Raw genomic sequence first — 24474 nt, 5'->3', positions numbered from 1 at the left:
ATCGTTACTCTGGACACATGCCGGATATCCATCTTGGCTTCCCTTTGCCCCGAAATGGAGCTTCACTCGTGACCCCACCGAACCCCAGCTACCCAGAGCAGATCGCCGCCCTGACTGAAACTGTCGCCCGGCTGACCGCCGAGCGCGACCGTCTGAGCGCAGCCATGTTGCATTCGCAGATCACCGGCGCACGCTGGATCGCCTGCAACGACTACCTGCCAGATTGCACGCACGAAGACGACGTCGGCTTACTGTCGCAGTCGGTGCTGGTCTGCGACGAGAGCGACCTGTCCAGCCTCTACCTGGGCCACATGCGCGATGACGGCACCTGGCAATTGGACCGCGGTGATTCAAACTGCATGCCTCCCAAGACCATCACCCATTGGATGCCCCGGCCCAATTCTCCGTGTCTGCAGGAGCAGAGCCAGGACCCGCGGAATGAACGCCGCAAACTGATGGAGGCAGGGAGCTTGGAGGCCGCCGTCCAGGTGTACCGCCAGGCGCTGAGCGAAGCCGTAGAACAGTTGGCCAGAGGCACCCTGGATGCCCCGACTTGTCACCGACTAATGGGACGCTGGCAAACCGCGCTGCTGCAAGCGGTGCAACCGCTAGCACGGGCGCCGGAATGATCTGGAACATGGCCGTCAACGACCATACGACGCTTGTGAGTGCCATAGACACTCACGACATCACCGCCGACTTCTTGAGGTCGGCTGTGCCTGAATCTGCTGTTTTTACACATTGATAACTATCTCGCCGGAAGCACATAGCTTGGCTATCGACATCGGCCTGCAAGTGGGCAGGCCGCCGTCCCCAGTGAATCTCGGAGGAAGATATGGGGTTCCGCTTCAGCAAACGAATTACGATCGTTCCCGGCGTTCGGCTCAACATCAGCGGTTCGGGAATCAGTACCTCTGTTGGTCCACGCGGATTGAGCCTAACCATGGGCAAACGTGGCACCTACATTAACGCGGGCCTGCCAGGGACCGGCCTTTCCTATCGTGAACGGCTGGATCGATCTGGCCAGAGGCGCGCACCTGGTCCATCTGGAGAGACAGCGGCCTATTCCGGGCCCATAAAGGTCAAAGTCGACAATGACGGCACGTTGATCATCACAGATCTGGAAGACAACCTGCTCCCGCCAGAGATCGTTAAGCGCGTGAAGGTGGAGAAGCGTGAGGAGATCCAGGCGCTTCTCGAGAAAGCTGCAGCTAAGATCAACGAAGGGCTCGAAGAGTGCCTTTCGGTGCACATGATGACTCCCAGGCCAGGTTCTCTGCCGGCGCTTCCACCCGCGTTCAACCTTGAAGAACCGCGCCGACCATCCATTGACGCGCCCGGGCTCATCGACAAGATGCTCTTGCGAAGTGCCAAGATGGAAAGGGAGGCCCAGGTACTTGAAGCCCAGTACCAGCAGGATCTTGCTGAGTGGAATTCCGCCCGCGACGCCCACGAGAAGGCACGTGCCGAAATCGAAAAGGCCATCCGGCTGGCTGCAAAGGGATACAGTGCTCAGATGGAGCGCGCGCTGGACTATGTGCTTTCCGGCATCGCTTGGCCGAAAGAAACACTCCTTGAGTACGAGTTCTCCCATGACGTAACTGGAATAGCCCTGGACATCGACCTGCCCGATGAAGGTGATGTTCCGAACCGAACCGCTGAAGCCAAAGGCAATGGCAAGCTCAGCTTCAAAACCAGGTCTGAAGCTCAGACACGAAAGGACTTCGTCACCCTCTGTTACGGCACCGTTTTCCGTGTGGTTGGGGAGGTTTTTGCCTTGCTCCCAGGCATCCAGCAATGCCTAGCTTCCGGGTACATTCAGCGTACAAATTCGGCAACGGGGCGTGTCGAGGATCAGTACGTAATTTCAGCGCTGATCTCTCGTGATCAATGGGATACGTTGGACTTTGACCGGCTGGATGCAATAGATCCAGGCGCGACGTTGAACGCCTTTGGTGCAGTAGTGAACCTCGACAGAGCTTCACGATTCCGAGAGATTACGCCTATTGACTGGAATTCAGTTAATCACACCTAACAATCTCAAGTTCATGAGGATGTCCGGGAAAAACAGCGAAATAACTACAAACAGCACAAACCCTACAAGCGGCGTGAATATCAGAAAAGATAATGTCAGTTCAAATTTTGTCGGGTTGTTCTTCATATTCGATTAACTCAGGCTTCGTCGTACCACCTGCATTTAACCCGCATATAATAGAAGAAGCAAGCGAACATTAGTTAATTCCGACCAGTACATAATGTAATATTTCTCAGATTGTTAGCTGACAAAGCACAAAACCCACTTAATGAAGTGGGTTTTGTGCTTTTAGATAACTATCGAATTCCTATAGATAAACCGCGCAGCTAGCCAATGATTCCCTTGGCCGAGGCTTCCTTGATCCAGCTCGGGAATTCCTCCATGAGCTGGTCGTAGAGTTGCTCCTCGCTTACCTGATGCAGGTCATCCAGCGCGAAGAATCCGCAGTTGTCGACCACTCGGCCTTTCATGTCATCGAGCTTTTCCAGGATGCCATAGCCGTGACCTCCAAGGCCAACGAACTGCCAGTAGAGGGGCAGCTTCGCAGCCTCGGTCATGAGCTTGGTGATCTTCCTGTTCTCGTGTACCCCACCGTCGCTGATGAAGAGAACATAAACGGGCGACCGGTCACCGTCGTTGAGGTAATAGCTGATCACCTGCTCCATCACCCTGGGCTCGTCGTTGATCCGGCTACCAACGTTCCAGTCACGCCAACCGTAATTGTCGGTGTTGATGAAGTCTTGGTAGTTGCTCAGGGTGATCTCGGAGAGCTTTTGCGGCTTTGCTGCAAAGGCCCAGCAGTCAATCGAGCCATCATCATCAAAGTGGACGGCCAGGGGCAGCAGTCTGTTGACCACCTCTTGGACACGACCCTTGGAATATTGGGAGTTCATGGAGCCCGACGCATCGAGAACCAGCGCAACACGCGCCTTCACATGAGTCAGCTTCGCTTTCTCGAGGCTTACCTGGGCCTTTTTGGCCAGGCTGATCAGTTGCGGAGCCGCGGCCGCCACCTTTTTTTCCAGCGAGATGGCGGCTTGAACGGGGGCTGGCGATGGGGAACTTGCGGGAGGTGCATCATCAGCAACCTCGCCCCCGAAATGCTTCACCAGGGCGCTGAGCCCTTCGTTGAAGCCTTGGAGATTCGACGCCAAACGCCACTGGCCATCCTTGCGGTAGACGTCCGCTACCATGATGGCCTTCTCCGCGGCGAAGGTGTTGCCAGCGAAGGGGCAGGTGGCAACAACTTGACCGGCCGGGTCCTTGATTACAAAAGATGAGGACTGGATATCGCGCATGGCACCGGCCCCGTCGATTGCCGCGGTAAACACCAAGCGATCGATGGAGGAGGGAAGTCCAGCCAGGCTCAGGCTGAACTCTGCTCCAGCTTGCTTCAAGCTGCCGCAAGGGGAGATCGGCTGGTTGAAGAAGATCATGTAGCGATCGTCCGAAAGCTTCCCGGCAGCATCCAGGCCGAAACAGGCGAGGTCGACTGTATGGGGGGAGTTGATCAGGATCGCGAGGGACAGAGACTGGCCCTGAATGAGGTTCGATAGCGGGATACGTTGCCCTTGGCTGATCTGCATTTAGTGCTTCCTTGAGAGTTCTAACGTGCACCAGGTGCGGGAGGGATAGTACCGCGCCCAGGGAGCGCGAGTGGCTCAAATGTGCAGCCTTGAGCTACTGCACATGCCGAACGATAACGCCGGTTATTGAACAACCAAGCCCCTAGCTGGCCAGCGTTAAAAGGGTGGTTGAACTGGACTGGCACTGGGGAATTGCCGGTGATGCTCTTCAACACCGCCCACGGTAATGCCTCACCAAGGCGGTGAGGTCTTCGTCAAAACCTTGAAGATTCGATGCCAAATGCCAATGGCCATCGTCGCGGTAAAGATCCGCGACCATGATAGATTTCTCCGCCCCGAAGATATTGCCAGCAAAGGGGCATGTGGCAACGATTTCACCCGTCCGGTCCTTGATTACAAAGGTGGAGGGACGAATATTGCCCATGGCGCCTTCACCGTCGATTGAAGCGGTGAATACCAACCGTTCTATGGATGACGGTAATCCTGAAAGTTTCAGGCTGAACTGTGCACCAACTTGTCTCAAGCTGCCGCAAGGAGAGATGCGTTGGTTGTAGAAGATCAAGTTGCGAGCGTCTGAGAGCTTCCCGAAAGCATCCAGTGCGAAACAGGCAAGGTCGACAGTAGGGGATGATTTGATCTGGATCGCGACGGAAAGGGTCCGTCCCTGAATGAGGTTAGACAACGGGATACGTTGCCCTTGGCTGATCTGCATTGAGTGCTTCCTTGAAAAATCTAACGTACACCAGGGGCTGGATGGGATAGAGCCGCGCCCCGGAACGCGAGTGGCTTGAATGTGCAGCCGTATGCTTTTGCACCTGTAAGACCATAACGCCGAAGATTGAACAACCTAGCCCCTAGCTCTCCGGCGTTCCCTCAACCGTGCTCGTAGCGGCACGCTTTGGCTTGAACCGGGCAGCAACCCCGTTAGATTCAAATCCAGGTGGAGCGACCCTGGCGGGACGCTTTTCTGGCGTCAAATTGGTAGCCTGCCTCCGAAGCGGATGGCAGAATGCCATCCATCCCAACGGCTGCCTCTCAGATAGCAGGCTCTGTGGCCGCTGGTTCCGTTCTCTGACAAGGACCCGTTGGATGCTTCTCATCGCACTCGTTGTGCTGAATGCCGTCTGCTTGATCAGCGGCCTGCTCTTCAACGCCGAGTTGCTGAACATGGCAGGGGCAGACATTCCCCTCAAGCAGCTCCAAACCCTCGAGATCTACAGTCAAATTTTGGCATCGGCCAGCGTGTGCCTGTTCGCCTGGCGGATGTGCATTTGGGCTCACCGCCGATGGGGAGGAGCTCAATACATCGGTCTCAGCATTGCGCTCAGTACCATAGTCGCAGCTCCAGCAACCTGGTGGATTCAGGGTGAAGCCCCGGACCTGATCGCCGAGAAGTTTCCGGCCAGCCTGCGCGTATACAGCCTCTATGCCTACGTGACGAAGAAAGGGTTGCTCTACGACTCACTCCAGATCCCAGGTGTCCCTTACCAAGAGCATCGCGATACCGGCGATGGCAAGGCATTCATTGCGAATCTTGGGGTGTTGATGAGCGTGCAGGGCTCCTACGTAGAAAAGATCGACCAAAACTTCTTCGGGTTCGCAGCAGCAGTTTTCACCGGCTACACAAGGCGAAACGGCGATTGGCTATATGGACGCATCCAAGATGAGGTCGTTCCTCAGATAGAGGATATCGTCAGGACATACGCCAAGCTCGAGGCATTCCGCGCGGCGAGGCTTCCAGGCAATGAGTGGAAACCCATTGCCTGGCCAAAGGCAGGGGAAGAACTCGGTTACGACCCGACCCTTGATGACTTTGCCCGGTCCATCAAACCTGGCCTGCGATCTCGCCAGTCCATCTTGAACAGCGCCGAGGTCCGTTATTTCGCCAGGGAAGCAATGGGCCCGCTCTACGTCAATGGCATGGATGTTCTGGCCAGCCGACAGCAGTTCGACAGGTACCTGCCAGGGATAGCCAAGAATATGGCGTTCGATGTGGCTCACACCGACATCCACGGTGAACAGGGCTTGAACGTCCTGAAAAATATGTGGTTCGTCCCTTGGACATTGATCAGTGGCCTCTTCATGGGCGCCCTCAATCTAGTCGGACTGGTGCTCTCGGCCGTGGAGCAGCGCGGTTTTATTCAGGGCCGGGGACGATTGGTTCGGCTCGGGGCTGTCGCCGTGATCATCATCGTCCCGCTGATCTATGGGAACTCCATCATCCAGTCAGCTGGGTACCGAACCGCATTTCGGAGCATCGAGAAGGGGCCAACCATCATGGCCGGCGTTTTCCACTGGGCAATGTCGGCAGAAGCGATGCTCTACGACCTCACCAAACCTCTGCTGAAAGCAGAGTGAGTATTAACGAAAGGGAGAGAAACACCGTGCGTAAGAAGTTCGTCGCGTCGATCCTAGCAGTAGCGATTTCAGCAACCTCCGGCTGTGCAGAAATGGGCATCAGTAAAGAACAGGCCGGTACCGTCCTCGGCGGCCTCGCTGGTGCAGCAATCGGGGCGACCATGGGCAAAGGGAACGGCAAAATTGCCGCAACGATCATCGCGATAGGCATTGGCGGGTACCTTGGCAACCGAATCGGACACATGCTCGACGAGAAGGACCAACAGGCGCTGGCCCTGCGAACTCAAGAGGTCCTGAGTCAGCCGACCGTTGCTACCCAGCCGGTCACCTGGACCTCAGATCACTCCGGTGCAACTGCCCAAATCACACAGGGGCAGGAGTACAGCAAGACCAAGACAGTTGAGGTCAAACGCGCGCCCAAAATCCAGGGAGTCCCTTCGATGAAGCTGATCAACGAAGCTTATGTGACCAAGTCCAGCCTGAATGTCCGAGCAGCTCCGAACCTGAAGGCAGACAAAGTCGGTGGACTGCCAACCAACACTGAATTTACCGCCGTAGGCTCCACCGGTGACTGGATCTTGGTGGGCCGCAAGGGTGTGACGGTAGGCTATGTTCACAAGGACTACGTCGAGTCGAAGGCACAGGCGGTTGCCAAGACTGCTGCACCTGCCGTGAACCTCGATGAAATGAATGTCTCTGCCAGCAAAGAAACCCAGGCGTTCGATCTCGATTCCATCCCGTCCCTGCCCACCGAGCAAGTCGTGGCCGAAACTGCCTGCCGGCCGGTGACTGTGAGTCTCAAATCGGCCAGTGGGCAGGCGGAACAGCAGCAAAACACCTTCTGCAAACAGGCCAACGGTACCTGGGAACTGATCTGAGGATGACCATGAAGAAGCGCGCGCTCGCGCTGGCAGTGGTTGGAGCTTGTGGCCTAGTGCCGCAAGCATTCGCTCACGAGCTGGCCGTCTCGAAAAAAGATCACATCAAGGTAGATGTCCCAGGCGAAGCCTCAAACTGGTGCAAACCCGAAATTGAGCTGACCATTCGACGGCCAGTTTGGGACAACCAAGCGCTCCTGACTGGCCTGGTCGGCAAACTACCAACTGTACTCGCCAATGATTGCCCTGCCGCGAGGGTGACCTGGAGGGCTGTCGATGCAAGCGGCAACCTATACGCCAGCGGATCTGGTACAGCGGCCAATTTAGGCATTGTCACGCTGGCTTCCGCCAAGCAGATATCTTCGCCAGCGGTTCTCCCCAGCACCTCGTCTGTCGAAGCATCTGCATTGGTCGACCAGACGGCTTCACCAACAAACGTTGTGGCTCCCGTGACAATCACAGAGCAGACGCATGATCAGCCGCCTGCGCAGCAGGATCAAACCGTCCAGCAGCTGCCTCCCCAAACCACTATCGCCGCGGCCCCCTCAGCCCAAATCGAGCAGATTCATTCCGACCCTCAAGGCTCCTCCGCACCTGAGGCTATTACAGTCACGCCGGCGTCTGACTTTGGCAGGGCACGGGTGCTTGAACATAGCAAACTCACCCAAATCACCGACGCAGGGGGTTGTAATTGGGTGATGAGCAAATCTGTCCTCAACGATGGCGATGGCAGTCTTGCTTTCGGTTCGACGCCTGCGATGCCATGTCCCTCCACAGGATTTGCTGAGGGCTCATTCGAGAAGCTGTCATGGAAGGTTCCGAACACCTATCGTGGAGACAACTGGAACCGAGTGTTTGTCCACGCCAGCGGTTTGATGTTCAACAAGGACCTGGAGAGTGTCGTTAAGGGCAAAGAGCTCTCCTATCTGAGCCCGGATGCCGATCAAGCGCTATTCATCCTGGGCGAGATTCCTAGCCGGCAAATGAAGGTCTATCTGGCCTTCCAGCGAGGCAACTACCGGGTACTGGGACCGTTCAATAGCGATCCCTATTACGTTGCGATCACACCCGATGAGTCGTTCGCGCTTGACCCGGTCGACTACAAGAGGGCGGGCGAAGAGGTATTTAAGCTGATCAGGACCACCTCCTCTTCAACCGTCTCTGTACAGAACTTCTATGTGGCGAAAAGTCTCGCCGCTCTTTACCCGGAAACAGGTTGGGGAGATGACACGCAGAAAATCATACGCAACCGCATCGGGGAGAGCCGCGGCCAGTTCTACTTTGACGTACAGGAAGGCTCCAACTGGGCCCTTCAGCGCGAACAGCAACGCTTGCGCGAAGAGCGGCGAGTGCAGCAGCAGATGGCAGAACTCCACTCTCGGGTGCTTGAGCGCTATGAGCAGCTGAAGGCGGGCATGAAGGACTACGAAGGCAGAGAGGTCGAGGCGCTTGCTCAAATGGCAGGCATCCAGGTCCGCTTCGGATCACCGCTGGCGCTGCAGGACCCGAATTCCTCCAAGAATGTGGGCTTGATGATGATCCACATCGCTGGAAAGACAGACGGCAGCTATGACATCGACTTCCCAGCCAAAGGGCGGCTGCTATCGAACCAGACCTTCGAGAAGGAGTGGTATGTGGTGCCAGTGGCAAACCTCACTCCTTTCATGCCGCTGGTTGACGGACGGGCTCTTCCCACGTTCCGTGGCAACCTGCCAGCCGCACCTGAAGCCTGTAAGCAGGACCATTGCGCCGACAAGGTCTCGTTCGGCGCAGTCCTGGCACGTGAATTTGGTCCTGACTCAGGGATCGACTTCAACTGGACTCCAGACGTGTCACAGCAGTACGTAAACACCTGGAAAAACGCTTCTGCCCAGCTCCAATAAGGGATCACCATGACGAAATCGATCAAGAAGAAGCACCTTCTCATGGCTTCCATCGCAGCTGCAGTGGTGGCTATCGGTGGTGTTACTGCCATGCTCTCCAGTTCAGGGAAAAAGTCGGCACTTAGCTACTACGACAGCTTCAAAGAGCGCTTCTACCTGCAGGACGTCCTTTCCGAAGGCGAGATTTCATACTCCGTCTTCTCCGGCGACTTGACCGTTAAAAATCCAGAAATCCGCCTCGCAGCGGTTCAAACCAACGGTGCTGAGCAGTTCCTTCAGGGCTTGCGCGGCCTTTTTGAAACGGCGATTGGCCGGTCGAGCGAAGAAGGCCTGATGGGGTGGACCAAGTACCAGATGCTGTCCACTACCGGCCGCAACGCCGCGGGCGTCTACTTAAAGGCGGATGCGCTGAAGATCAACCACTCCGGCGACAGCAAGGACGGTGAGATTCACGTCCAATTGCTGGGAATGGAAATGGCAAACCCCTTCATCTCCCGCAGAGGGGCCGAAGTCGTTCTGGTGAGCGACCTGGCTGCCGACAACGAATGGGCACCTGCAGAGACTGCCAGCAGCGAAGTCAAGTTGCCTTATTCCTGGGGCACCAACATGGCAGTGCGTAGCCCGGTCACAGGTGCCTTCATCGTTGGTGCAACCGGAGACTTTGGCACCAAGGTCGACCTCGACTTCTACATCCAGCGTAGCGACGATGGGGCGGGCTCCATGAGGTTCGTGGTGACCCACCGCAATGACGGCAGCGAGGTAGGGCAGATCGTTCGCGAGGCGGAGTTTGCTTCCCTTCCTGAGCTCGATGAGGTGCAGACTTTGCTCAGGAATACCCTGAGCAGCTTCATCATTGGGGCCTACAGCTCTTTCACCGGTCAGTCCGTCCTGTTGGACGCAGTCAGCAAGTTTGCGCTCCAAACCAAGGTCGAAGACTACTCGGTGACCTTTAGGGGCTTCTCTTCGATCAAGGACGCCTTTGATTCCTACCAGGCAAACGCCGGCAAATCGCAGTTCGATGCGTTCTGCCAAGCAGCTGGCCTATCGACTTGGCAAAGTGACTTCGGGGCCAAGGCGAGAGAACACAGCGACAGCGAATGCGCGATCGCACGCAAGCTAGTCGAAGAAGGTAAGTTCGAAGAGCACTACAAGTTCAGCGAAGGAAAGCCCCTCTACGCCTCTCTTTTCGTGGGCCGGTCCTACGAATTCGAAGCCAACTGATCCTCCTGCAAGCAGCCCGGGGTACCGGGCTGCGCTCTCTTCTCTCGACGTGCTTACGGCACAATCGCCCCGCCGGCATCATCACCGAACTGCCACTGGCAAAGCACAGCCCTGTCATTCCCTGCAGCTTGCCTGAAGCGGGGATATGTCAAGGTGCTGTTATGCTGTGTCCCTGTTATTCATCAAATGATCGATGCCATGACGACGGAAACTCGGAGCAGGACCACTCTAATCTCGGTAGGCAAGCAGCTTCATGCCTCCCCTCAAACCGGACAGGACCGCGCCTGTCTTGTTCGCCTGAGCGATGGGACAGAGCGCTTAGCATTGATCCAGCTTGTAACCTCCAAGCAGCAAGGATCATTGCACAGAGGGGCAGAGTTCTTCCGCGTTTCGTTTCGATTCGTAGGGGATGATTCAGATCCGGACTGCCAGTACCACCTCGATCAGAACACCGTGTGGTGTGTCATCGACCACAAAGACTGCCAGATCGTATTTGGCCCCACCGATGGCATTGAGATCAGACAGCCGGGGCTCGGCATTGGCTCGTACCTCATGGCGCAACTCATCCGACTAATCCAGCAGTCGGAGATGCGTGGCAACTACCAGGTCCAGGCGGTACATCTTCCTATCGCGGCTCAGACCAAGGTCAAGCCAGAGGATGCCCGGGCTAACGACGCGCGGATCGAGACATTCCTGACTCGGGTTGGGTTCTACGTCTCACCAGCTGCTGGACAGAAGGTGATTGGGGTGCGGCGTGCCCAAGACCTCCGCCCTTGGTGGAACCAACAGAAAGTCAGTTTCCTCTCCTTCCCCAGTTTCGTGGAGTTGGCGGCGAGGTGGCAACGAGAGAAAAACCAGTCGGAAAAAGCCGTCGAGGCCGCACAGCGCATTGTTGAAGGCGCCCACCTGCATGCCTCCCAACTTCAAACCGCGCATGCTGAAGAGGTCGCATCTCTCGAATCCAAGATTGAGCAACTGGAAGGAACGGTGAGTTCGCAGGAAGAACAACACGCAGCGTTAATTCGCGAGTTACTGGAGAAGCAGGCAGAAGAAACTCAAGGCTTGCGTAGGCAGATTGAAGATATCCAGAGTATGCATGGCCAGATCGAAGATCGGGTTACAGCCCTGAACCCTGCCCAGCCCTCCGCCGGGGATACGTTGGAGGCCCGGGCCGAATCTGCCACCCAGATGCAAAGAACTCTGACAATCAGCTTGGCCCCGGCCCTCATGAAGCTCCTCTGGGCAGCTTTAGCGCTTTCCGCGTTTGCATTGGGTGCTGGCGCGCTGACCAACCACCTCTAATCAGGCCACCGTATGCACGCAATAGACGCTACACCTCCGGATGACTTCCCGGAACAGGTCATCATGATGGACAAGGACTTAGCGAAAAGGCATCCCGGTAAAGCCTTCTACCTCAGGATCAAGGTGGAAGCAGGGATCGAGCATGTCGACCTCGATAACGCTGTGACCCCGCGCGAGGCCCGGCAAATGGCGATATCCCAAGGCTACGCCCCAACGCATTGGATGACTGTTGGTGATCTCCGGCCGACGCGGTTTTATTAAGCATCCTGGGAAACAGGGCAGAGGAGCGGCCGAGGGGGCAGACGGTTCAAGAGAGTGGACCGGAATTTCATGTGCGCTCCCATCAGCCGCGGTGGAACTATTGCGACTTCCTCAGGGTTTCTGGGCCCCGAGCAATGATTTTCCGAAAAGCTGGTGGCAACCGCCGGCCTCGGTACACTGGCCTGAAATAAAACACAGGCCTCCGGCAATGTTCGATCTTGACCACTCCCTCGCCCAGGAAATCGCCGACCGAGCGATGGCCATCCTTCCGCGCAACGTGAATGTGATGGACAGCCAGGGCTTGATCATTGGGACAGGGGAGGCTGAGCGCCTCTATACCCGCCACGAAGGGGCTCAACTGGTCCTCGCCAATAATAGGGCTGTGGAAATCGACAGCGCTGCTGCTGGCGCTCTCAGAGGCGTTCAGGAAGGGGTGAACCTTCCACTGTGCCTGGATGGCCAGCTGATCGGCGTCATCGGCGTATCTGGCGATCCCGAGGAGGTCCGCACGTTCGCTGAGATGGTACGAATGACCGCTGAAATGTTGGTGGCCCAGCGGAACGACCAGCAGCACCAGATTTGGCTCCAGAAGCGGACTGAAGATGTACTGTCTGCCATCCTCCTTTCCGGCCAGTCTGCTCACCGAGCCATCGTTGAGGCCCAGCGATTGGGTCTGAAACCTGATCTTCGTCGGACGGCAATCCTCCTCGAGCTGGCCAACCCATCCGACATTGAGCAGGTCACCAGATGGATTCAGCACCAGGTAGCCGACGCCTGGTGCGTTCCGTTGCATGCATCAGGCCTGGTCTGGTGCCCACCTCGCACCGTTCTACCGGATTTTCGTGAGCGGGTAACTCGCGCCGGCATTTCATTCAGCAGAGTGGCGATCGGCACCCCAAACATCGAAACCGGATCTCTGCGCTCTGAGGTTGAGCAGCTATCTGACTTGATGGCCTACGCCCAAGCTAAGATCCCAGATAACCAGTGGCTTGATCTGGCCGCTCACAGAATTCCGGTCGCAGTGTGGCGGTATCGTTCCGAGAATGGATTTCAGCAACTGGCTGAGCCTTACCTCGCCCTGCAGCAAGAGGATGGTAATGGCCAGCTACGTAAGACATTGAAGTGCTGGGTGGAGCACGGAAGTGATGGCCAAGCCTGTGCAGAGGCACTGAATATCCATCGGAACAGCCTTCGTTACAGACTGGAGAGAATCGCCGATATCACCGGTTTCGACCTCGCGTCCCCCAAGGGCATCACTGAACTCTATCTGGCTATGATCCTGGCTGCGGAGTAGGGATTCGTGGGCCTTGTAAAATTGCACAAAAGACCGTCATAAAGTCTGTGATTCCCACCTACCCGCCGCGCACCTGAAGCAGGAACAATCCCCTCAAACAACAGCTTGGCCCGAGGGGTACTGCATGAAAGTTGTGATCGCACCGGATTCGTTCAAAGAAAGCCTGTCAGCAGAGCTCGTGGCGGAAGCCATTGCCCTGGGAGTACGAGATTCGGCTCCTGACGCTGAAATCGTATGCGTGCCAATGGCAGACGGAGGGGAGGGTACCGTCGACGCGGTCCTGGCTGCCACCAGGGGGGAACGCCGGTTCAGCCGCGTCCGTGGACCACTTGGGGCAGAGGTCCAGGCAACCTGGGGGTGGTTGAGCGAATCCCGCACGGCGGTGATCGAAATGGCGGCTGCCAGTGGCATCCACCTGGTAGCGCCCGCCGCCCGCGACGTGACGCGCGCATCCACCTTCGGAACTGGTCAACTGGTTCTGCAGGCTCTAAACGCCGGCGCGCAACGAATCATCATGGGATTCGGTGGGAGCGCGACCAATGATGGCGGTACCGGAATGTTGCGAGCGCTTGGAGCCAAGTTTCTGGACTCTGCCGGCGATGAGCTCGAGGAGGGTGGACTGGCGCTCAATGCCCTTCGGCGGATCGACCTCAGTAGTTTGGATGAAAGGCTACATAAAGTCCGGATTGATGTTGCCTGTGATGTCGACAACCCACTCACCGGGCCAAAAGGGGCCTCCCACGTTTTCGGCCCACAGAAAGGTGCATCACCTGATCAGGTCCTGGCTCTGGATGAATCATTGGCCGCGTATGCCGACATCGTGGCAGAGCAGCTCCAGGAAGACGTTCGTGATTTCCCCGGGGCTGGCGCTGCTGGAGGTATAGGCTTCGCTGCAAAGGCATTTCTCCAGGCAGAATTCAGGCCCGGCGTTCAGCTGATCGCAGATCTGTCTGGGCTGAGCCTGGCAGTTCAAGGAGCCGACTTGGTGATCACCGGCGAAGGTAAGCTGGACGAGCAAACGCTATATGGGAAAACCCCTGCTGGGGTAGCTGCTATCGCAGCTGCAGCAGGGGTACCGACTGTAGCGATCGCCGGCACGTTGGGAGCTGGGTATCAGCGTCTGCGCAACATTGGAATCGTTGCAGCCTTCTCAATCACTTCTGGCCCAATGAATCTGGAGTCCGCGTGCGCTGACGCAGCGATGCTGCTTCGTCATAGAGCTGCGGACGTGGTGCAACTGTGGAAGGTAGCCAGAGTAGGGGGGGCCTGAGGGAACCCCTCAGCCCCAGGACCCAATTCTGGTGTGGAAACCGCGAAGTGGGATGGTAGCGGGACGGAGGGGCAAGGCCTAAATAGGGCCTGGCCCCTAGGCAGTCTGCCCTTGGTTGCGCGCCTCGACTTTCGCCCAGGCTTCGGCGCTCGACTCAGTGTGGCCGCAATGCCGACACTGATACCCATCAGTGCGGCCGCTGGGGTCAGAGTCGCACTCATGGAACTCCTTCGCCGTGAAGTGGCACGTGGGCACCGGCTCGCCTCTGGACGTACGCATCAGCTGAACACAGTCGGCCATGAGCAGCCTGTATTGGGCGTTGTCTTCAGGGGTAATGATTGGTTCTCTCATGGGAAAGAGGTCTCCTTTATAGACAGGCGAAGGGGCTGCTCGAACGACATGCTCTGTCTCCGAGGAGGCCTCAGCTGACGTATTCAACGGCAGCATCGTAGAGCGTCTTTGCATCTAGGACGGCCTCCCTGCATGCGGCGTCCATTGCACCCTCATCATTGGGGTCGAGTTCTCCGCGCTCAACCTTCGTATCCACGATCTCCGAGGCTATCTCGATGATTCGCTGCTTACGGGGGGTTGGAATAGAAAGTGCGACAGACATCAGGCTGATCCTCCTTCAGGATTTGAGCATCCACCGTAACAACCGTTGGACTGTGCCAGAAGCCTCGGATGGGCTGAATTGGTCATACCCCCCCCAGAGCTTCTTTTTCAATGCTCGATACCAAGCCAACATGGCTTGATTTTATTGCAATGTAATCAAACTGTGATCACAGGAAAAGCTGAGCGTTAGGATAAATGCTAGCTGTTCCGCAGTCTGCGTTGAATTATAAATCACGTATCGTGTTAGTTTTAATGGAATTTCAGAGCCATCATTTGGCGTGTATCCCTACATCGAATTTCGGAAACTGAATATGAGCTAGCGCGCTCTGCACGGCCTTAGCCCACCGAAATCAAAAACACGTTTTGGGATATTCCTCGATGCGTACCCGTGAAGCTGGATTCACATTGCTTGAACTCTCGGTTGTAATTGCAATAATGTCTATGTTGGCTGTTATGTCTGTTCCAAGATACTTGGAGGAGATAAACGACAATAGAGTAAAACTCGCAGCCTCTGAAACTCAGACTGTGATCGATGCGGCCAGAACATATCGAGCGCGAAACGGCTCCTGGCCTGGTGGCGCTACGTGTTTGCAGGCTATCCAAGCACTACAAGACAACGTTCCCCCTCTCATTCCGGGTAACCTTTCGGTCAACAAATTCAATAAGGCGGTGTCCACCTCATGCACCGCTTTTACATTTAGCGTTGACCAGGAGGTTGCCCAAGACTGGGACGGTGTGCTTTCTAACATGCTCCCCGGGACAAGCATCGTAGACACAGCTGCGAACCGAATAAGAACCACAATTGGAGTGCCGGGCTCAGAGCCAGCACTTGATTCCAAACTATCGCGGATTGTAACAGCTAATGCTGACCTGAATAGGATGCAGACTAATCTCTTGCTTGGCGGAAATAATATAAGCGAGGTTAATAATATCTCGGCGGTATCGGCATCAATCAGTGGGAATGTGAGCACGAATACTTTAACTGCCCAATCTGCTTCGATTTCAGGGCAGGTCAATTCAAACTCCGCTGTAACCAACTATGCAACTATCAACGGAACAGCGACTATCGGTAGCCAGGTAACCTACGGCACCGCCGCTGTGTATGGTGAAACCTGGTTTGGTGGGGCCTCGCAATTCGATGGGAATGTGGTGCTGAAACAGGGGGCGGTCATCGCCAACATCGTTGGCGAAAATACCGCGTGTGGAATCCTCGGCCAGCAGGCGCGGAATTCGACTGGTGCCACTCTTTCTTGTGACAATTACCGCTGGACAAAGCCTGGCGGCATCAATGGCATGAGGAACTGCCGATGGATCACTGGTGCACCGTTTGCGACAAAGATTTGTCCTGCAAACATGGTAGCCACAGGCATGAACTATAACGGCTACGGCAGCGGATATTCTGACCACGATGTGTACTGTTGCGAGGTGTACTGAGGTGTATCGATGTGTACCGACGCACACGAAGGAAGCCAAATCGCTACGGCAGTCAGTGGCTTATGGACTCCTACCTTTGGCTGGGCCCGTTACACTTCACCAATGAGATTTGGCCCTGAGCGGGTGAGTGCTGATCTCAAGTAATGCAATCCAGGCGAGATCGCCTGCACATCAACCAAGGAATAGGCGACGCAAATTGAGTCAATCCCTGAAACCCGGCGAGAACACAACGATCAACCAGCCCAAAGGCCAGGTCCTGGTAGCGCATTCCGCCGGCGCAAATCTCGACGTGAACCTGACGGCCTTCCTCGTCACTGACACAGGCAAAGTGATCGATGACAGCGGAATGGTCTTCTTCAATGCACCAGAGCATGCCTCCGGCGCAGCCGCTTTCTCTCCTCCCATCAACCAGGCCGGAACGGTCAGCCACAGCATCAGCTTTGACTTGAGCCGTCTTCCACCCACAATTTCGAAGATCGCCATCACCTTGACCCAGGACGGCAGCGGTGGAGGCTTCGCCGAAGTGCCCAACCTCACTGCTCGAGTCATCGCCGGCGAACAGGTACTGGACCTTGCCCCCGGGGCCTTCGACCGGGAGACGGGGATCATCGTGCTCGAACTCTACATTCGAAATGGCCAGGCAAAGGCGCGATCAGTCTGGCAGGGTTTCGCCTCTGGCTTGGCCGGGCTCTGTGGCATGTACGGTGTAGAGGTCGACGAAGCGCCGGCAGCTGCTCCAACCCCGGCCGCGCCCCCTGCAAAGCCGGTGAACATCACCAAGTCAGTTGTCACCTTGGACAAGCCAGGAACCTCACACAAAGTCTCACTGGAGAAAGGTGCGGCCGCGCCGAAGGCGATCAAGGTCAGCGCCACCTGGGTGGACAACGGCGACGGTCGGGACAATGACGACCTAGACCTTCGCATCGGCATCCTTCGCCCAGACGGTCGAATGTCCATAATCCAGGCGCCTGACAAGCGAGGCTCCTTCGATGCTGATCCCTTTGTGTTCCATACCGGTGACGTGGTGAGTGCCAGCGCCTCCGCTCCTGGGATCGAAACCGTCGAGATCAACCCGGCCATCTCCCATCGCATGGGTGGCAAAGTTGCGCTGGTCTGCAGTGTCTATTCCGCGGTCGACAATGGCGCCGTGTCGGTTGCCTCCCTCAAGCCGAGAATGCGGATGGAGTATGGGGACCAGGTAGTAGAGTGTGCCTTCGAATTTAAAAGCGGGTTCTTCAGCAGTCTGATTTACACCTACGTCCTGGGGACGATCGAAATCGACGGCGATGAAATTCGGATAAGCCCCAGCGGAGTGACCTCCAAAACCGGTTCTGAAGCCACGCCCTGGCTGATCCGCAAGGGAGACAAGGTCGAACTGACGATGGACGGCCCGCACGTGTTCAAAGGGCGTCCGCTCGAGCGGAAAGGAAGCAAACAGTACGTGTAAGGAGCTACCCCGGTAGCCAGGCGTGAGCCTGGCACCGGGCTTGCACTACGGGCGCGTCCAAGATGACTGGTCGGTAGGGAGATCCCCGCGAGGATCGTTTACCACAATATTCCCATGCACCGGCAACTGATCGGTGAAAAGCACCAGGTTCCGACCTCCAGGGTTCGCAACGGACTCGAACAGAATCCCAGCACAGTCAGCCTCGATAGCCAGATCCCCGACAATCCAGCTCGGCGGTTCAACGCCGTCGTTGAAGCGAATCTTTCTCCAGTCGCAGAAAAAGTCTTGCCAGATCGGGGCCCAGGTATCGTCATAGCCGCCGGTGAAGTCGATCACTCGGTCCAGACTGAGGGAATAGCTGACCAGCAGACCTGGTGGAAGGAATGCGCTTCCTTGCTGAAACTCAGCAATGGCCGTTGCCGACTCAAGCGAGAGGTATAGAGCCTCTAGCCCCTTTCGGTTAACCCGGCCACCCTGGGTTGCAGCTCCAGCTCCAGATGTAGGCGCAACGGACCACTTGGGAGTGTGCATTCGGTAGCAGGGGAGGTCCTGCACTCCGATGATTTTCATCCTTGCGCACCAGCTTCCCAGGATTGAAGGAAAGCGATCAGCTGCTCGGTTTTTCCTTCGCTGACCACTTCCTCCGCGGTCTTGTAGTTGAACGTGGAAAGAGGCTCGTTCTTAAACCAGAAGATGGCATTCGTCACGTCCGTGCCCATGTCGGTCACTGCACGCAGAACCTTCACTGAATCACGAATGTAGGCTTGGACCTTTTCCGATTCAGGCGCGTTGCGCACGGTGTTGCGATGGACATGGGCCCGGAGCGCCAAGGTCTGCTGGTCCATCGAAAAAACCTTGAGGAAGCGCTCAGGAGAGAACATCACACGGTTCACCTCTTTGAGAGCGTCCATCAAGCCCGCGAAGTTGGTGGGGCGAAGCTCTAATACGGCTTTGCTGGCCATAGGGGGCCTCCTTTAAGAATGCACTTACTATGCACAATTCTCGCACAATATGCGCATCTTTCAAGCTGCCGCGGCGATTAAGGCTCGACGCCCCCAAGATCCAAGCCTTCCCCCGGTTGAGCAAACTAACCACAAGCGGTACTCGCTGCCGCCGGCTATGCCCGCGGACAGGCCGCCAGCAAGCGGAGGAGGGGATGCCATCTCCTGGGCTAGGTGCACTTCGCCCTGGCCGCAGTATCGGAAGCCCATTCCTGTAAATGCCCAGGTACAAAAAGCTGATGGCGGGCGCGGGTACCTCCTGTGTAGACCGCAGCAAAAGCCCGGGCAGCATCCAGACGATCGGAACCGGTGCTATCCAGTAGCTCAGGGGTCAGCATCACAGAATTGACCTCCGAGTTCTTGGCCGCAACGACCGTTCCCAGTTTGTATGGCGTCTTGCCAGACTGTTCCAACTTCATGAGGCTGCGCTCGAAGTCCATTGTGGAATATCCCTTTTCAAGCATCCGGTCGATACGATCAAAGGCGCTCTCCCGCTTCGAGACATCCCTTCGCAGCGCGTCCCAGGAGGTGTACTTGAACAGGGCGCCGTGTGTCGGTCTGATTCCTTCGCGGTAGAGCCCTATGCAGTCGAGGACAAACCACCTAAAACCTCCCTCGCACCCTGGCAGAAGGCTGAACTGTGCCTTCGCGTTGGCCAAGCGCTGGAACCACTCAAACATTCCCCATTCAGACCACACCAAGATAGTAGTGGGTTGCTCGGGAATGAAGGGACGGCTATAGAACACGACCCTTGTGTCCTGATCGCGGTTCCCCTCGAGCGGGTGCACGTCGACCACAGGGTTCTGCTCGATCAGGGTGTTCACCGCAGCTTCCATCTCTCGGCCAGAACGGAGAGAGTGGAATATTTCACGCCGGCGAACGTGTGGCGCACGCTCCACAGCGGCCCCGTCCAGGCGCTGGCAGGAATCCCCCAAGGTGATCACCGGGATAGAGCACCGATCCAGGAATTGAGCCATTGGGGCAGGGAGGTCATGGGCCTCATCGACGATCACGTGAGTGAAGCCTGGCTCGACGGCCGCTGTACTGCTGAGCGAAACCTCTTTGATCCGGTGGTAGCCACGGACAGGTAGCTCCAGTGATGAAGACGACGGGAAAATGGTCTCTTGCCAGAGTCGATTTGCGCATTGGACCAGAAGCTCTTTCTGGGGCACCGAGTACGACCCGCCCAATGATGGAAGATGATGAACTCCAATCTCGGCGTCACGGCTTGTGCAGTACCGGAAGACAGTCCTGTTGGCCACTGAGGCGACTTGACTGGGAGTGAGGTTACCAACGGGCTTGAATTCTAGGTGGTTGGCAATCTGGCTCATCTCTACACGCGCTCGTCTCATCGATAAGCGGAAAGATCTGGAACCATGCCGCCCGACATCCAGTTGAAGCGAGCGGACTGCAAGCTCCGAAAAAGTCATACCCGTTACCCGCCCTGTACCGATCCTCTGCTGCAGGGCATCAAGTTGCACCTTGGTCATGGCCAGGACGAGAGGGCGGTAAGAGGTGAGGCAGTCGATGAGACGTTCGATCATGAACGTCTTTCCCGTTCCGGCGAGAGCCTGGAGGTGAAAGTCCTCATCCAGTTCTGACTTAAAGACACGGAATGCCCGGGCCTGTTGGGGGGCGAGGTTGAAGGAGTTTCCAGCTGCGTCAACAAAACCCTCGGTAAATGGGTTCAAGGCCTCTGCATGGCGTGGGGTGAATTCGAAGTCCCATTTTCGGTCTTCAGTGAGGTAATCCTCTGCATCCAGATCTTCGGGTTCGAGAAGACGGATTGACAGTGGCCGCAGCTGATTTAGCCCGGCGCTGAACAACTGAGGGTTGAAGCGGCTGATCACCAGCGAGGAGAAAGAAGCTCCCTGGCCAGCGGATTCCAGGTCAAAGCCGGCATCAATAAGGCCCGCTAATGCGCGCTCCAGTCGAGCACTGGGATCTATTGTCTGAGCCAGCGTCGGTAGTGACTGGATCGCGATCACTGCCGCCAAGGACGGAATAGACCACTGCGAAAGCAGCACTACGGGGGCGCAGTCGCGATCTTCCAAAGCATTTGCCTGAGGACGGGAGAGAGGGAGGAACAAACGTGTTCGTGGCATACCTTGGGCACCTTAAGCACACAGCACCCAGCGCGTAGATCACCCGGGACGTACTTGAACTAGATTTTGAGAAGAGTGTAACGACTCCATCCCCGAAAACTAGCCAATAGTGGGCTCCCCAATTGCATTGTCTTAGAGGTGATTCAGGATGAAGGCAGGCATTCGAATACTGGTGCAGGCCAGCGCTATCGTCCCGTTGCTGGTTGGCGGGGCTCAAGGCAATGGTGGGTTGGAATACCAGGTCTTCTCAGAGCGGTTCCACGACCTTGCAGCCACCTTGACCAAACACTCCGGTGATGGATGGAGCCTGAAGGCGGTGGAGGTCATATCCCTCAACTGCCCGCAAGGCGTTAAGGAGTGTGCTTTGGTGGTTATGGAGCGAGAGCTTTCCAGCAAGCCAAGAGCGTCAGCGAACAACACTCGAAACTAGCAGGCCAGTAAATTCAAGGGTGATAGGTGTATGATTTTCCATCCGCTCACAAGAGAACAAGCAGTATGAAGCTTCTGGCTTTATTGATGTGCATGAGCCCTGGATTGGTTTTAGCGGGATCAAACGATTGCTACCGAATCAAGGATAAAGACTCGGAAAGCTATTGCCTGGCGGTAACCAGTGGTAACACTTCGAAGTGTTACAGCATCAAGAACAAAGAAACTGAGAAGTTATGTTTGGCCGAGGTTAGAGGTAATGCTTCGTCCTGCTACAGCATCAGAGATAAGGACACTAAGAGCCTATGCCTCGCAAAGGTGAGGAAATAAGATGGACTGTGTTGAAGATGTTAATACCTGTGCTGAACCCAGCCTGTGCTGGGGTGGTCCGGCCAACTTTGGTACGTACACCAGGAGAACGCGCACCACCGACCGCGCGGCAATGTACCACACAGCCTGGTAGGCGCCGGCTACACAAAACAACTCGCTCTCGCGGAACTCTGTCGACTTGTGCGGTGCTAAGTGATACTCAGGCCGAACGCTTAGAAGACATCGGTCTTACGGTGCTAAGAAGCAGGGCTACATTTAGGGGGTGGCGGAACGCCGCTCAAATAAATGGAGTTTCCCCAAGAGACAGTGCGTGTCCGCCCAATTTGCTGGAGCAGAGCGCAAAGACATGCCTAGCATTTCCGATTATTGTTATAATCGGAAATGCTAGGCATGTCTGTTTTTACAACTTTTAAGCATCAAAATTGTGGAATCTGCATCTTCGCTCATGCATGAGTGCGAAGACTCAGAATGGGCCTAACACCAGGCTGAACTATAGACTGTGCCATACTTCATTTGGGGGCATTCCGGGGATTCCGAACGGAGGCCCCACCATGCGTTCGCTCACACTGATTCCCTTGCTGACCAGTTGCATCATCAGTCCGCTGTGCGCCTCCCAGCCGTTTCCCAACACCCAGGTCACCGATGGACAACTATTGGCGCGGGACTTCAATCGCGGCGGCCACTCGCATGTACAGAAGCGAGCCAATAATCCTCACAACCATGCCGGTAAACGCCAGATCAGAGTGCACAACTACGCTAACGAGGCCGTGCCCTTCATCGTTCACGGCAAAAAGGCCTTCCGCGGAAAGCATGTGAAGAAAGATTTCGTAGCGAATGGCCGGCGTTTCAAAGGATCACCCACGAACTCTTTCTCGCCAGGCCAAGCGCAGCAGCGTCCCAAAATGCTCTTTGGAAAGGCCCAGCGCTTTGTTGCTGGCACGCCAAATAGGCAGTTGGTGGTATTCCGGCAGCCGGTGTACATCAATAATGGCAATGGGTTCCAGGAAAAGGTGTTAATACATGTCTTCGATCCTAGACAACGGGCATTCATCGCCAGACAAATCCAAGATCCATAAATCGTACAAACAACGCCAATTCTGGGTTTGACGTAAATACAGCAAGACACAGGGAAAGATCGGTCTTTACCCTACCCTTATATATTGGCGAAGGACTATTCCGCTCATATTTCCGCTTTATAAGTTAAGCGGAAATGCGGAGTTACGAACAGCTTATATACAGGTTGCAAACAGAAAATAGCCTTGTTATCAACAGGCTACCGGAATTCGATGTGCGGAACCGGAATTTAGTGAGCGCCTACCGGAGTTCTATGTGCGGTGGCCGGATTAGCATGTACGGTTACCGGTAATTCCTGAGCGGTCACCGGAATAATGTGTACTAACACCGGAAAGCTGTGCGCGTCAAGACGCACTGTAAACACAAGCCCGCTGCTTGTTGTAGCCATCTATCCACACCCTATAACCCCAGTTGGTAATCCCATGTTAAATAACCCCATTCATTTTAACCCCACTACTTAAACCGAGCATCGCACCCCGATGTTGCTTGCAGCTAACCCGCCAGCATCTGGAAAGCGTCATCCTGGTTTGACTGCAGGTGCTCATCGCTCCCTACCCTGGCCACCGCAATCCGGCCCCCTGTTTTGGTTTGACCTGGCCATGGACGTCGATAGGCTGACCTTGCCCGCTGGATCATGCTCGATATGGGTTTCCAGCATTCACAACAAACGGAAGATCACTATGTCCAAGGCCCTGATTGTCGACGACTCTCGCACCGACGCCTACGTATCCCAGAAATGCGCGGATCAACTGTTCGATGAAGTCAAGGTGGTGGGTACCCTGCAGGAGCTCCTGCAGGTGGTGCCGTCGTTCAATCCCGACGTCATTTTCATGGATTTGTACCTGGGCGAATGGCACAACGGCCTTTCCCATATTCGTGAGCTCCGCTCGGGCCATGGCGAACTCAGCATCACGCCGATCATCGTTCTCTCGAGCAAGGCCGCTGAGGAAGACAAGCGTCTGGCAGTCGAAGCTGGTGCGGCCGGCTACATCGTGAAGCCAGCTACTCTCGACAAAATGATGGAGTCCCTTCGCCGCTACGTCCCTGGCTTCATCCCCAAAGGCTGGGAGTCTGTCATAGCGTGATTGAAATACTCCAAGCAGACCAAGAACTCTTCATTGGCATCGTTGCGCTTGTGAGCCTCATGGTTGGGAGTTTCCTCAACGTCGTGGCCTACCGGCTGCCGATCATGCTGGAACGCGCCTGGACAATTGAGGCTCAGGAATGCCTGGGCCTACCCTCAAGCGAACCAGTTGGCCGGTTCACCCTGTCGTCGCCCTCCTCTGCTTGTCCCAATTGCGGGCACAAGATCCGCCCCTGGGAAAACCTCCCAGTGGTGAGCTACATCGCGTTACGCGGCAAATGCTCAGGCTGTGGCACCAAGATCAGCATCACTTATCCTGCCGTTGAGTTGGCGACCGTCCTCCTCTCCGCGTCGCTGGCCTGGCACTACGGTGTAACTCCTGCTGCTTGTGCCGCAATAGTGCTGCTGTGGATGCTCATAGCCCTTTGCCTGATCGACCTAAAGGTCATGCTGCTCCCAGATGCGATTACACTTCCAGCCCTTTGGCTCGGTCTGGTTGCGAACTATTTCGGCGTATTCGCGTCGTTGCACGACGCGGTTGCAGGGGCGGTGGTGGGATATATGACGTTCTGGACGATAGGTAAGCTCTTCTACGTCGTCCGCGGTGTCGAGGGCCTGGGCCAAGGTGATTACAAGCTGTTTGCACTCTTTGGTGCCTGGGGGGGGTGGCAAGTGCTGCCCGCGACTTTGCTGATCGCCAGCGTGACCACTGCTGCTGTGGGGATGGCGATCAGACTCGGCCGAAAGGACCGCTATCTGCCGTTTGGTCCTGGTCTGATCGTAGGTGGGGTGATCACCCTGGTTTTCGGGAGTGAAATCAATCATTGGCTTTTGTACCGGTAAACGGTGAAATCCGGGACCGGAATTTCCTGA

The 24474-nt window shown here is 56.1% G+C and carries 22 protein-coding genes; 16 read left to right on the top strand and 6 right to left on the bottom strand.

Annotated elements, in window-relative coordinates; genetic code table 11:
* The first annotated feature begins 68 nt into the window (after positions 1–68).
* Complete coding sequence (locus LU671_RS22310) at positions 69–629, top strand: DUF551 domain-containing protein (RefSeq protein WP_087785333.1); 561 nt, start codon at positions 69–71, stop codon at positions 627–629.
* A gap of 206 nt (positions 630–835) precedes the next feature.
* On the top strand, positions 836–2035 hold the full coding sequence (locus LU671_RS22305) for a DUF4236 domain-containing protein (RefSeq protein ID WP_010792498.1): 1200 nt from the start codon (positions 836–838) through the stop codon (positions 2033–2035).
* A 326-nt stretch (positions 2036–2361) separates the two neighbouring features.
* Here the strand turns inward: LU671_RS22305 and LU671_RS22300 are convergent, their stop codons facing one another.
* Both LU671_RS22300 and LU671_RS22295 read right to left on the bottom strand, forming a co-directional pair.
* A complete protein-coding gene (locus LU671_RS22300) occupies positions 2362–3621 on the bottom strand; it encodes a VWA domain-containing protein (RefSeq protein ID WP_010792497.1) in 1260 nt (419 codons plus the stop codon).
* Between the two features lie 208 nt (positions 3622–3829).
* On the bottom strand, positions 3830–4333 hold the full coding sequence (locus LU671_RS22295) for a TerD family protein (protein ID WP_010792496.1): 504 nt from the start codon (positions 4331–4333) through the stop codon (positions 3830–3832).
* 377 nt (positions 4334–4710) lie between these two features.
* Between LU671_RS22295 and LU671_RS22290 the strand changes: the two genes are divergently transcribed.
* From LU671_RS22290 to LU671_RS22255, 8 genes are all read left to right on the top strand, one after another.
* The gene (locus LU671_RS22290; protein ID WP_010792495.1) at positions 4711–5979 is read left to right on the top strand and encodes a hypothetical protein; all 1269 of its coding nucleotides are present in this window, start codon (positions 4711–4713) and stop codon (positions 5977–5979) included.
* Positions 5980–6005: 26 nt separating this feature from the next.
* Positions 6006–6857, top strand: a complete 852-nt coding sequence (locus LU671_RS22285; protein ID WP_010792494.1) for an SH3 domain-containing protein — start codon at positions 6006–6008, stop codon at positions 6855–6857.
* A gap of 8 nt (positions 6858–6865) precedes the next feature.
* The gene (locus LU671_RS22280) at positions 6866–8740 is read left to right on the top strand and encodes a hypothetical protein (protein ID WP_042931624.1); all 1875 of its coding nucleotides are present in this window, start codon (positions 6866–6868) and stop codon (positions 8738–8740) included.
* Positions 8741–8749: 9 nt separating this feature from the next.
* Entirely contained in the window at positions 8750–9961 is a 1212-nt protein-coding gene (locus LU671_RS22275) for a hypothetical protein (RefSeq protein ID WP_010792492.1), read from the top strand.
* A 198-nt stretch (positions 9962–10159) separates the two neighbouring features.
* Positions 10160–11263 (top strand): hypothetical protein, encoded by a 1104-nt coding sequence (locus tag LU671_RS22270; RefSeq protein ID WP_010792491.1) that lies wholly within the window; start codon positions 10160–10162, stop codon positions 11261–11263.
* A 63-nt stretch (positions 11264–11326) separates the two neighbouring features.
* Complete coding sequence (locus LU671_RS22265) at positions 11327–11524, top strand: hypothetical protein (RefSeq protein ID WP_010792490.1); 198 nt, start codon at positions 11327–11329, stop codon at positions 11522–11524.
* 208 nt (positions 11525–11732) lie between these two features.
* Positions 11733–12818 (top strand): sugar diacid recognition domain-containing protein, encoded by a 1086-nt coding sequence (locus LU671_RS22260; protein WP_010792489.1) that lies wholly within the window; start codon positions 11733–11735, stop codon positions 12816–12818.
* A 124-nt stretch (positions 12819–12942) separates the two neighbouring features.
* Positions 12943–14088 carry a glycerate kinase gene (locus LU671_RS22255; RefSeq protein ID WP_021018404.1) on the top strand — a complete coding sequence of 382 codons (1146 nt, stop codon included), beginning with the start codon at positions 12943–12945 and terminating at the stop codon, positions 14086–14088.
* 421 nt (positions 14089–14509) lie between these two features.
* Here the strand turns inward: LU671_RS22255 and LU671_RS22250 are convergent, their stop codons facing one another.
* Positions 14510–14701 carry a hypothetical protein gene (locus LU671_RS22250; protein WP_010792486.1) on the bottom strand — a complete coding sequence of 64 codons (192 nt, stop codon included), beginning with the start codon at positions 14699–14701 and terminating at the stop codon, positions 14510–14512.
* Positions 14702–15078: 377 nt separating this feature from the next.
* Here LU671_RS22250 and LU671_RS22245 point away from each other — a divergent pair, with 377 nt between their 5' ends.
* Both LU671_RS22245 and LU671_RS22240 read left to right on the top strand, forming a co-directional pair.
* The gene (locus LU671_RS22245; protein WP_021018403.1) at positions 15079–16134 is read left to right on the top strand and encodes a prepilin-type N-terminal cleavage/methylation domain-containing protein; all 1056 of its coding nucleotides are present in this window, start codon (positions 15079–15081) and stop codon (positions 16132–16134) included.
* Between the two features lie 196 nt (positions 16135–16330).
* Positions 16331–17581, top strand: coding sequence for a TerD family protein (locus LU671_RS22240; protein WP_010792484.1), 1251 nt, complete (start codon positions 16331–16333; stop codon positions 17579–17581).
* A 45-nt stretch (positions 17582–17626) separates the two neighbouring features.
* On the opposite strand, the gene LU671_RS22235 is transcribed toward LU671_RS22240, so the two are convergent.
* The 3 genes from LU671_RS22235 to LU671_RS22225 form a co-directional block, all read right to left on the bottom strand.
* Positions 17627–18151, bottom strand: a complete 525-nt coding sequence (locus tag LU671_RS22235) for an RES family NAD+ phosphorylase (protein WP_021018402.1) — start codon at positions 18149–18151, stop codon at positions 17627–17629.
* Positions 18148–18543, bottom strand: a complete 396-nt coding sequence (locus tag LU671_RS22230) for a hypothetical protein (protein ID WP_010792483.1) — start codon at positions 18541–18543, stop codon at positions 18148–18150. The genes LU671_RS22235 and LU671_RS22230 overlap by 4 nt, the downstream gene beginning before the upstream one ends.
* Positions 18544–18752: 209 nt before the next feature.
* Positions 18753–20687, bottom strand: a complete 1935-nt coding sequence (locus LU671_RS22225; protein WP_010792482.1) for a hypothetical protein — start codon at positions 20685–20687, stop codon at positions 18753–18755.
* A gap of 148 nt (positions 20688–20835) precedes the next feature.
* Between LU671_RS22225 and LU671_RS22220 the strand changes: the two genes are divergently transcribed.
* The 4 genes from LU671_RS22220 (at position 20836) to LU671_RS22205 (ending at position 24444) form a co-directional block, all read left to right on the top strand.
* Entirely contained in the window at positions 20836–21117 is a 282-nt protein-coding gene (locus tag LU671_RS22220) for a hypothetical protein (RefSeq protein WP_010792481.1), read from the top strand.
* Positions 21118–21994: 877 nt separating this feature from the next.
* Entirely contained in the window at positions 21995–22519 is a 525-nt protein-coding gene (locus LU671_RS22215) for a hypothetical protein (protein ID WP_010792479.1), read from the top strand.
* A 678-nt stretch (positions 22520–23197) separates the two neighbouring features.
* A complete protein-coding gene (locus LU671_RS22210; RefSeq protein ID WP_010792478.1) occupies positions 23198–23602 on the top strand; it encodes a response regulator in 405 nt (134 codons plus the stop codon).
* Positions 23599–24444: a prepilin peptidase gene (locus tag LU671_RS22205; RefSeq protein ID WP_021018399.1), complete on the top strand. Its 846-nt coding sequence runs from the start codon at positions 23599–23601 to the stop codon at positions 24442–24444. The genes LU671_RS22210 and LU671_RS22205 overlap by 4 nt, the downstream gene beginning before the upstream one ends.
* Positions 24445–24474 lie beyond the last annotated feature (30 nt).

Origin of the sequence: Pseudomonas sp. NMI760_13, assembly GCF_021283245.1 — a bacterium.
GTDB classification, from domain to species: Bacteria; Pseudomonadota; Gammaproteobacteria; order Pseudomonadales; family Pseudomonadaceae; genus Aquipseudomonas; species Aquipseudomonas peradeniyensis.
Note: the sequence above shows the minus strand (reverse complement) of the source record. Positions and strands in the feature narration are given on the sequence as shown.